Raw genomic sequence first — 9,084 nt, forward strand, 5'->3', positions numbered from 1 at the left:
AAGGTCCGCCGTGGCGTTTTTCGACCCCTACGGCGACCCGTCTCGCGCGCTCCGGATCGCGCTCGTCGCGCTCCTCCTCGCCGCCGTCGTCGCGACGGCGGGGGCGTTCGCCGCCGACCCCGAGGCGGCCGCGCCCTCGCCGGTCGCCTACGACGACGCGGTCGAGCTCGGGCTCTCCGCCGAGACGGACGCGCTGATGGCCGGGTCGGCGAGGGTGCCGCGGACGCAGGTCTTCTACTCGCAGCTCCAGTACGTCGTCGGGTACAACGGCGTCGAGTCGTTCGCGGCGACGCTCGACGACGGCCGGACGGAACGCCAGTTCGGCTACCCGATCACCGCCTACGTCGAGACGTTCGACGACGCCCGACCGGGGACGACCGAGACCGGACTGTTCGCGTCGGAATCCGCCGGCGAGTGGACGACGGCGGCGGAGGCGACCTACGTCGTCGGGAGCGACGCGCGGAGTCCCGCGGGCGAGACGGTCGTCCCCTTCCGCGAGCGGGACGCCGCCGAGGCGTTCGCCGCCGACCACGGCGGGCGGGCGGTCGACTGGGAGACGGTTCGAGGTCGGTCGTTCGACACCGACTCCGCGGCGACGGTGCGCTCGATGGCCCCCGAGCGATGGGACGCGGCCGCCGAGCGCGTCGCGGCCGCCGAGCGCCGCGCCGACAGGCCGGTCTCGGTCGTCGTCGGAGCGGACGCGCCGACGATCGAGGCGGCGGTCGCGGCCGCGCCGGCGAACACGACCGTCGTCGTCCCGCCGGGGACCTACGACGAGACCCTGACGGTGAACGAGTCGGTCACGATCGCCGGCGAGGACGCGCGGATCAGCGGCGACGGTAACGGGTCGGTGATCACGGTGCGGGCGCCGGACGTGGCGCTCACCGGAATCGCTGTCGACGGGAGCGGGAACCAGACGCGCGACCCGGAGGCGGCGCGCGAGGGCCGCGCAGGCGACGGTGGGGTCGACGGTTCGGGCGACGACGAGTCGTGGGACACCAACATCCAGCTCGGCTACGGTCACGGCGACGCGGGGATCCGCGCGATCGGCGCGCCGGGGCTCGTCGTCGACGACGTGACGGTCGAGGCGAACGCGAGCGGACTGCTCCTGCGAGAGCGCTCTCACGCGGTCGTCCGGGACCTCCGCGTCGACGGGACGGACGAGTGGCAGGACGGCTTCATGGGGATCACGGGGATGGAGTCGCGGGTGACGGTGACCGACAGCGCGTTCGAGGGCGGCCGCGACGGGATCTACCTCCACCGCGCCGACGGCTCGATCGTCCGGAATTCCACGTTCGCGGACAACCGGTACGGGACGCACCTCATGTACACGGGCGACGCGCTGATCGCCGACAACGCGTTCGAAAACGAGCTGTACGCCGGCGTCACGGTGATGACGCGGCCGGCGGGCAACGCGATCGTCGGCAACGACGTGCGGAACTCCAGCGCGGGGATACAGGTCTCTGGAACCCGGACGTACGTCGGGTACAACACGCTGGTCGGCAACGAACTCGGCTTCTCGACCAGCTCGCGGGGGTCGCTGTACGAGCGCAACGTGGCCGCGGACAACGAGCTGGGCGCACGAGCGACCACGGTCGTCCCGTCGAGCCGGGTCGTCGCGAACGACTTCGTCGGCAACGCGGACCACGCGACCGCCGGGGCGGGCGCGCTTCGAGTCTGGGCCGACGGCGACCGCGGGAACTACTGGGACGGGGCGAACGTCGGAGTCCACGAGCCGGGCGAGCGCGCGTATCGACCGACTTCCCCCGTCGACGCCGCGCTCCACCGCGAGGTCGCCGCCGTCGCCGTGCGCGAGTCGCCCGCGGTCGCCCTCCTCGACCGCCTCCGCGGGACCGTTCCCGGCGCGCGCTCGGGGAGCATCATCGATCCGACGCCGGCGACGGCGCCGTACTCGCCGGACCGGGTCGACGCCGCGATCGCTCCGGGCGCGGGACCGGTTCGTACTGACTGGCGCGCCGAGCTCGACGGCGGTAGCGGGGACGAGGACGCAGCCATGAACGCACACGATCGGAGCGGAACGGCGGACGGTATCGAGCCGAGAGCGCAGCGATCTGACCGGACGCCGACCGCCGCGGGAGCGACCGCGCCGGCAGCCGGTCCGGTGGTCGGCTCGACTCGGGGTGTCAGCGATGTCTGAGGCCGTCGCGTCCCTCTCCGAGGTCAGCCGAACGTACGGCGGCGTGCCGGTGCTCGAATCGGTGTCGCTCGCGGTCGAACCGGGCCTCACCGCCGTGATCGGCCCGAACGGGTCCGGGAAGTCGACCCTCCTCAGAGTGCTCGTCGGCGCGACGGCGCCGACGGCGGGCGAGGTCCGACACCCCGACGCAATCGGGGCGAAGCCGATCGGGTACCTCCCGCAGCGGGTACCGTTCCGCGAGGGGTTCACCGCCCGCGAGACGCTCGCGTTCTACGCGCGCCTCGTCGGGGACGACCCGGACGCCGCGCTCGACCGGGTCGGGCTCGGCGACGCCGGCGACCGACGCGTCGAGGCGCTCTCGGGCGGCATGCGTCGCCTGCTCGGAATCGCGCAGGCGGTCCTCGGCGACCCCTCGCTCGTGGTCCTCGACGAACCGGCGAGCGGTCTCGACCCGGGGATGCGCGAGCGTGCGTTCCGCGCGGCGGCCGACCGGGCGGACGGCGACACCGCGGTCGTGGTCTCCTCGCACGCGCTCGACCTCGTCGACGACCACGCCGACCGCGTCGTGGTCCTCCGTCGCGGGGGGGTCGCCGCCGCGGGACCGCTGGACCGGCTGCTCGACGAGCGCGACGCCGCCGACGCGAGGGAGCTGTACCGCGTCGTGACGGGGGAGACGGGTGCGCTGCCAGGAGACGAGGGCGAGGTGCCCGAGGGCGACGGAGGAGGTGACGACGGCGGCGATGAGGGCGAAATCGACGGCGGCGACACGGAGCCGGACGTCCACGTCACAGGGGTGTCGGACCGATGAGGGGCCCTCTCACCGGCGTCGCGACCGTGTTTCGGCGGGAGCTCGCGACGGTGGTCCGGACCCCCGGCTACGGCGTGCTGGCGGTCGGGCTGCTCGTCGCCGTCGGCGGCCTGCTCGCGGCGGGCGGCGGGGGCGCGACCGGGTTCGTGCCGGCGGTCGTCGACCTGCTCCTCCCGACCGAGGCGCTCGTCCCGCTCGCCGCGGTGGTGTTGGGCTACCGCGCGCTGCTCGCCGACGGCGCGAGCGGTGAACTCGCGGTGATCCGGACGTATCCGGTCCGCGTCGGCGAGTACGTCGCCGGGGTGTTGCTGGCGCGGACGGTCGCGCTCGTCGCCGTCGTCGGCGTCCCGTACGCGCTGGTCGGTACCGGTGTCTGGCTGACGGCCGCGCCCGACACGGGGATCTTCGCGACCCACACGGGGATCGACTCGCCGCTGTTGTACCTCCGGTTCCTCGCGTTCGTCCTCTGTTTCGGGGCGGCGTACGTGTCGCTCGCGGCGGCCGTCTCGGCGCTCGCCGCGAGCCGCCGGAGCGCGATCGCGCTCGGGGTCCTCGCGCTGGTCGCCGGCGTTCTCGGCGGCGACCTCCTCTTGCTCCGCTCGATCGGCGCCGGGGCATCGCCCGCGACGATCCCCGGATCGCTCGCGCTGACGCCGAACGGGGCGTTCCGCGGGCTCGTCTTCGAACACGTGATCGGCGTCGCCTTCGCGCCGGAGGGCGGGTTCGTCTCGACGGGCCGCGCGGTCGGGTCGCTGGTCGGCTGGACGCTCCTCGGCGCCGTCGTCTCGGGCGGGGCGCTGGCGTACGGCCGCCGCGTCGACGCCGCTATCGAGCGCGTTCGCAGCGGGATCGTCGACTGAGGCGGTCAGCGAACCGGCTCTCTGTCGATCAGTCGGAGGGCGCGTCGTCGCCCACCGACCCCGGTGCGTAGGCGTACACCGCGTAGAGGACGACCGCGGCGATCAGGAAGTCGAGGCTGTGTTCGAGGTAGTGGTGGACCGGCATCGGCACGACGCCGAGGACGGTGCCCGCGCCCACGACCGAGCGGACGAGGAGGGCGCCGACGGCGACGCTTATAAGGGCGTACTGCGCGCCTCGACGGCGGCGATACGCGACGAGGCTCACGAGGAAGAGCAGCCCCGTCCCGACGCCGGCGACGACCACGACGGCGAGCAGCGGCAGCGACCCCTCTACGCCCCACCCTGCGACGGTCGCGCTCGCGGGAATCGGAATCACGCTGTCGAGTCGTAGTGCGGCAACCGATAAGAATACACTCCCCGACCGCTCCCGCGCCGAGGGAACGCCCGCGCCCCTTTTAAATGCCGATCCGGTAGCTCACGACGAGCACGCATGCCGGACACCAGAGCCCGGGTCCGCCGACACGTCAGCGACACGCCGGGCGTCCACTTCAACCGGGTGGGCCGGGACCTCGACATCGCCACCGGACAGGCGCAGTACCACCTCCGCCGGCTCGTCCGCGACGGCGAGGTCGCGGTCGAGCGGATCGGCGGGCGCGCCCACTACTTCGACCCCGCCTTCGACCCGTGGGAGCGGCGGGCGCTCGCCTTCCTCCGGCGGGAGACCGCCCGCGAGATCCTCGTCCGGCTCCACGCCGACGGACCGACCCGGCCGAGGGCGCTCGCGGAGGAGCTCGACCTCGCGCGCAGCACCGTCTCGTGGCACGTCTCGAACCTCGCCGAGAGCGGGATCGTCGAGAAGTCCGACGACCGGCCCATGCGCCTCTCGCTCGCGCGCCCCGAGCGGACCGCGGCGCTCCTCGACGAGGTGTCGGCGTCGCTCCCGGACCGGATCGTCGACCGGTTCGTTCGGACCGTCGACAGCCTGTTCGAGTGAGGGGGTTCCCCTCGCTCGCGGACCCTCCTCTCGCCGTCGCGTTCGCCGATCGCACCAGACCGGTTATGCGCTTTCCGTCCGTTACTTCCGGTATGCGACGACGAGCGCTGCTCGGCGGGATCGCCGCGGCGACGACCGGCGCGACCGCCGGGTGCACGGCCGCGCTCGACGGCGGGCCGGAGGGCGTCGTGCTCGATCCCCAAGAGGACCAGATAGCGGACAGCGAGGACCTCGCGTATCCCGCGTACGGCGAGCCGCTCCCGGCGTTCGAACTGCGGGACCCGATCGCCGGGATCACCATCGACAGCGAGGCCATCGAACGGACCGCGATCGTGGCCGGTGTCTTCACCTTCTGTCCCGCGGAGTGCGGGGTCCTCTTCCGGCGGCTCGTCCGGGTGCAACGGCGCGTCGCCGACGCGGGGCTGACCGACGAGACGCTGTTCCTCCCGATCACGTTCGACCCCGAGCGCGACGACGAGGCGGCGCTGCGCGACAACGCCGAGTCGGTCGGCGTTGACCTCGACGCCGGAAACTGGCACTACCTCCGCCCGGAGACTCCGGAGCGAGCGAAAACGGTCGTGGAAGACCGGCTCGGGATCGGGTTCGAGCGGACGACCGAGAGCGATCGGCTGCGGGGGTACGACTTCACGCACATCGTCCTCACCCTGCTCGTCAACCCAGACGGCGTCGTCGAGCGCGCCTACCGGGGCGAGACGATCGACCGCGACCGCGTCGCCGGCGACATCGAGGCGGTCGTCGAGGCGTTCGACGGCGAGTGAGTGGGGGGAGTCACGGAGTGTCGCCGGGGGAACGCACATGATGACCGGGTGCGTACGCTCTCGACAGTGAACATCGACATTCTGCTGTACGACGGGTTCGACGAACTCGACGGGATCGGCCCGTACGAGGTGTTCGACTACGCGCTCGGCTACGCCGCGGAGGCGGCGAGCGACGCCGGAGACGACGAGACGGCCGACGACGCCGAGTCCGCCGGGCATTCGGGCCGCGTCCGGTACGTCACTCTCGACGAGCGCGAGCAAGTGACCGCGAGCCACGGGACGCGGGTCGGCGTCGACGGCGTGCTCCCGGACCCGAACGGCGAGGACGCGCCCGACCTGCTCGTCGTCCCCGGCGGGGGCTGGACCGCGCGCGACGAGGACGCGAGCGCGTGGGCGGAAGCGCGGAAGGGCGACGTGCCGCGCGCGCTCGGCGAGTACCACGCCGGCGGCGTCCGGACCGCCGCGGTCTGTACCGGGGCGATGCTGCTCGCGGAGGCCGGCGTCACCGACGGGCGGCGCGCGGTCACCCACGCCTCCGCGATCGACGAGCTGCGCGAGTCGGGGGCCGAGATCGTGGACGCGCGGGTCGTCGACGACGGCGACCTGCTCACCGCCGGCGGGGTTACCTCCGGGATCGACCTCGCCCTCCACCTCGTCGAGCGGGAGTTCGGCGAGGCGATCGCCGACCGCGTCGCGACCGTCATCGAGTACGAGCGCCGGTACGAGGTCGCCGGCGAGGAGTGAGAGAAGCGAGAAAAGAGCTCGAGTGCCCGAGCGCCCGAGCCCGGTCAGTCGCCGGCGCCGTCCTCGGGCAGCGGCGCGGCGTTGTCCTCGCCGTCGGCCGTCTCGTTGCTCGTCGTGTCGCCGTCGCCGTCGACCGTGATCACGGTGCAGTCGAGCTCGTCGCGGAGGTACGAGTCGATGTCGGGGTCGGAGAGGAGCTTCTGGACCATGCGCCGCCAGCGGCCGGCCTGCTTCGAGCCGATGACGACCACGTCGGCGCCCTCGGCGACGATCTCTTCGAGGATGGTCTCCTCGACGAGGAACCCGCGGCGGACGACGTACCGCGCGCGGTCGGTCCGGCCGATCCGCTGTTCGACGGCGCGTTTGAGATCGCTCCGGGAGACGCCGCCCGAGTTCTGATAGAGGTCCACGTGGAGGATCGTGAGGTCGGCGTCGCGCTCCTCGGCGACGCGGACGGCCTCGCGCAGCGTCGCCTCCGAGTGAGACGACGGCGGGAACCGGACCGGCACCACGACGAGGGTCATGTCGAGATCATCGCGGGCGAGACATAAATACGCTGTCGGTGCGAATAATCGAGTTGAGAATTGAAGGGTCGACGAGATTGCTGACGAGGAGGCGAAGGCGCGGACAGCTACATTTGTTAATTCAGAGGTACTTTCAATAGGATTCGTTTACGACCTATACGTATGAGTACCCGAAACGTTCGGATCGATGACGACGTATACGAGCGCATTAAGCGCGAGAAGCGGACGGACGAGATGTTCTTCGAAGCCGTCAAACGGCTCATCGGTGGGAGGTCGTTTCTCGATCTGGCCGGGATTTTGAACGACGACGAGGCCGACTACAAGGACTGCACTCTTCCAGTGGTTTACTACAAAATATTTCGGACAACTTCGAGATCCAGTTCGACCAATCCGTGGAGAGGTGTGATGTGAATAACGCTCACCGGCCAGACATCTACGACCTCCCCTACGATCTTAAGCGTTCACCTGGGACGACATCCGGGCGATCAACGAGAACGTCGGTGAGCCAGTCAATAATGCTTAATCAGAAGATATGATCAAATGGGCTTTCGACCAGTATGTTGGTGTTGCTCTGTCGTTCATGTCTCGCTATCCAGTGGGAACGAATGTCTACAAGCGCGACTGGGACACTCTCGTTCTTCTCGATACCTGCCGAGTAGACGCTCTCAAGGAAGTTGCTGACGACTACGACTTCCTGCCATCGAGCGACGATATAGGTAGCATAACATCAATCGCCAGTGGTTCGTACACTTGGATGGCGAACACGTTCGTCGAGGAGTATGCCCGAGACGTGTCAAACACGGTGTACATCTCCGCCAACGGATACTCCGAACAAATTCTCGAAAACGGCTGGCGACCCGAGGAGGACCGCGGACTCTCTAACTGTAACTGGAGGACCCTGACCGCGGACGACTTGCGTGCGCTTGACCAGCCGTGGCGACATGGTAAGGACCTACTCGGCCACCCTGATCCGGAATACGTAACCGAGCGGGCTATCGGTTATCATAGGGAATACGAACCGGACCGGATGATAGTCCACTACAGTCAGCCCCACGAGCCGTATATTTCACAAGCCATCAAGGAAGAGCGAGACGAGTTGCACGATCATGAGGATGATCCGTGGAGTTTCCTCAAAGACGGTGGTGACTTTGATGCCGTCTGGGATTGCTATATCGACGACCTCAGGATGGTTCTGGAGCATGTTGAGACTCTTCTCAATAATCACGACGCTGAAAAAGTAGTCATAAGCGCGGATCACGGCGAGGCGTTCGGGGAGTTCGGCGTGTATAGACATCCAGTCGCCGTCCTCCATCCAAAAACCCGCAAAGTGCCTTGGGCAGTTACTTCAGCTGAGGACAGGCATGAAAAAGAGGGGTCTATTGAATCCCAACGGCAAGTTGCTGAGGTAGAAGACGCACTCGAAGATTTGGGATATTTATGATTACTGACTCAAACTCCTCGGTCATGTCTGGAGGTGTGTGAGCGCGGTCCCAGAGAGGTCTACGAGGGGCTGGTGGCGACCGAGCGTCACGGGCAGCCCGAAGTTGTATTTACGGAGAATCGAGGAGAAAGCCTCGCGCTTTAGCGCGGGGATGAATCCGACACTACCCTTCGCAGTCCACCGTTCGGATGGCACGGCTGGATATTCCACGCTGCGCCAATACGTACTTTCAAGTAATTTTGTCTATATAGGTTACGTATGGCGAAACAGGTCGTTACTCGCACCTACGCTGCTTCCATACGGAATCAGTCACGGGTGTCGGACGACCTTGATTCGCTCGGGTTCGCAGCCAGTAAGCTCTGGAACGTTGGACGGTGGACGTGTAGTCGGATCTGGGATGAAATCGGTCACATCCCCAACCACACCGAACTCACCACGTACCTGAAGTCACACGAACGCTACGATGACCTCCATTCTCAGTCAAGTCAGCGAGTCCTTCAAGAACTCGCTGAGGCGTTCAACGGCTGGTACGGCAAGCGACGCAACGGAGACACGAAAGCGAACCCGCCCGGCTACCGCAAACACGGCGACGAACACCCGCGTTCGACGGTGACGTTCAAAACCGCTGGATTCAAACTCGACACTCAGTACGACCGAGTCCGACTCTCAAAAGGCTCGAACCTCAAGGAGTACTGGTCGGACTTCGTCCTGTGTAAGTACCAGACCCGCCCCGACGTTGACCTTTCCACCGTGGAGAACGTTCAACAAGTCAAGAT

Annotated in this window: 10 protein-coding genes and 1 pseudogene; 9 read left to right on the forward strand and 2 right to left on the reverse strand. The window is 68.3% G+C overall.

The window, feature by feature from the left end; translation table 11 throughout:
* Nucleotides 1-10: 10 nt before the first annotated feature.
* Genes EDM04_RS17680 through EDM04_RS17690 form a run of 3 tightly spaced genes read left to right on the forward strand, consistent with a single transcriptional unit; the run spans nt 11 to nt 3,826 of the window.
* Nucleotides 11-2,158, forward strand: a complete 2,148-nt coding sequence (locus EDM04_RS17680; RefSeq protein ID WP_123624460.1) for a NosD domain-containing protein — start codon at nt 11-13, stop codon at nt 2,156-2,158.
* Complete coding sequence (locus tag EDM04_RS17685; protein WP_123624462.1) at nt 2,151-2,966, forward strand: ABC transporter ATP-binding protein; 816 nt, start codon at nt 2,151-2,153, stop codon at nt 2,964-2,966. The genes EDM04_RS17680 and EDM04_RS17685 overlap by 8 nt, the downstream gene beginning before the upstream one ends.
* The gene (locus EDM04_RS17690; RefSeq protein WP_123624464.1) at nt 2,963-3,826 is read left to right on the forward strand and encodes a copper ABC transporter permease; all 864 of its coding nucleotides are present in this window, start codon (nt 2,963-2,965) and stop codon (nt 3,824-3,826) included. The genes EDM04_RS17685 and EDM04_RS17690 overlap by 4 nt, the downstream gene beginning before the upstream one ends.
* Before the next feature lie 28 nt (nt 3,827-3,854).
* Here the strand turns inward: EDM04_RS17690 and EDM04_RS17695 are convergent, their stop codons facing one another.
* Complete coding sequence (locus EDM04_RS17695; protein ID WP_123624466.1) at nt 3,855-4,202, reverse strand: hypothetical protein; 348 nt, start codon at nt 4,200-4,202, stop codon at nt 3,855-3,857.
* A gap of 114 nt (nt 4,203-4,316) precedes the next feature.
* On the opposite strand from EDM04_RS17695, the gene EDM04_RS17700 reads away from it, so the two are divergent.
* From EDM04_RS17700 to EDM04_RS17710, 3 genes are all read left to right on the forward strand, one after another.
* A complete protein-coding gene (locus tag EDM04_RS17700; RefSeq protein WP_123624468.1) occupies nt 4,317-4,820 on the forward strand; it encodes a winged helix-turn-helix transcriptional regulator in 504 nt (167 codons plus the stop codon).
* Nucleotides 4,821-4,912: 92 nt separating this feature from the next.
* Nucleotides 4,913-5,599 carry an SCO family protein gene (locus EDM04_RS17705; protein ID WP_123624470.1) on the forward strand — a complete coding sequence of 229 codons (687 nt, stop codon included), beginning with the start codon at nt 4,913-4,915 and terminating at the stop codon, nt 5,597-5,599.
* A 66-nt stretch (nt 5,600-5,665) separates the two neighbouring features.
* A complete protein-coding gene (locus EDM04_RS17710) occupies nt 5,666-6,343 on the forward strand; it encodes a DJ-1/PfpI family protein (RefSeq protein ID WP_123624472.1) in 678 nt (225 codons plus the stop codon).
* A gap of 44 nt (nt 6,344-6,387) precedes the next feature.
* Here the strand turns inward: EDM04_RS17710 and EDM04_RS17715 are convergent, their stop codons facing one another.
* Nucleotides 6,388-6,867, reverse strand: coding sequence for a universal stress protein (locus EDM04_RS17715; protein WP_123624474.1), 480 nt, complete (start codon nt 6,865-6,867; stop codon nt 6,388-6,390).
* Between the two features lie 162 nt (nt 6,868-7,029).
* On the opposite strand from EDM04_RS17715, the gene EDM04_RS17720 reads away from it, so the two are divergent.
* The 3 genes and pseudogenes from EDM04_RS17720 to EDM04_RS17730 form a co-directional block, all read left to right on the forward strand.
* Nucleotides 7,030-7,278: an antitoxin VapB family protein gene (locus EDM04_RS17720; protein ID WP_123624476.1), complete on the forward strand. Its 249-nt coding sequence runs from the start codon at nt 7,030-7,032 to the stop codon at nt 7,276-7,278.
* 121 nt (nt 7,279-7,399) lie between these two features.
* Nucleotides 7,400-8,308 (forward strand): hypothetical protein, encoded by a 909-nt coding sequence (locus tag EDM04_RS17725; RefSeq protein ID WP_123624478.1) that lies wholly within the window; start codon nt 7,400-7,402, stop codon nt 8,306-8,308.
* Between the two features lie 258 nt (nt 8,309-8,566).
* Nucleotides 8,567-9,084 (forward strand): annotated as a pseudogene (locus tag EDM04_RS17730) (RNA-guided endonuclease TnpB family protein); the annotation flags it as partial.

The organism is Halorubrum sp. CSM-61, from assembly GCF_003781945.1.
GTDB lineage: Archaea > Halobacteriota > Halobacteria > Halobacteriales > Haloferacaceae > Halorubrum.

Excerpts from the sequence above, each read along its gene's own strand:
- EDM04_RS17685 (WP_123624462.1), top strand. The coding sequence starts at position 2,151 with ATGTCTGAGGCCGTCGCGTCCCTCTCCGAGGTCAGCCGAACGTACGGC.
- EDM04_RS17690 (WP_123624464.1), top strand. The coding sequence starts at position 2,963 with ATGAGGGGCCCTCTCACCGGCGTCGCGACCGTGTTTCGGCGGGAGCTC.
- EDM04_RS17700 (WP_123624468.1), top strand. The coding sequence starts at position 4,317 with ATGCCGGACACCAGAGCCCGGGTCCGCCGACACGTCAGCGACACGCCG.
- EDM04_RS17705 (WP_123624470.1), top strand. The coding sequence starts at position 4,913 with ATGCGACGACGAGCGCTGCTCGGCGGGATCGCCGCGGCGACGACCGGC.
- EDM04_RS17715 (WP_123624474.1), bottom strand. The coding sequence starts at position 6,867 with ATGACCCTCGTCGTGGTGCCGGTCCGGTTCCCGCCGTCGTCTCACTCG.
- EDM04_RS17720 (WP_123624476.1), top strand. The coding sequence starts at position 7,030 with ATGAGTACCCGAAACGTTCGGATCGATGACGACGTATACGAGCGCATT.
- EDM04_RS17725 (WP_123624478.1), top strand. The coding sequence starts at position 7,400 with ATGATCAAATGGGCTTTCGACCAGTATGTTGGTGTTGCTCTGTCGTTC.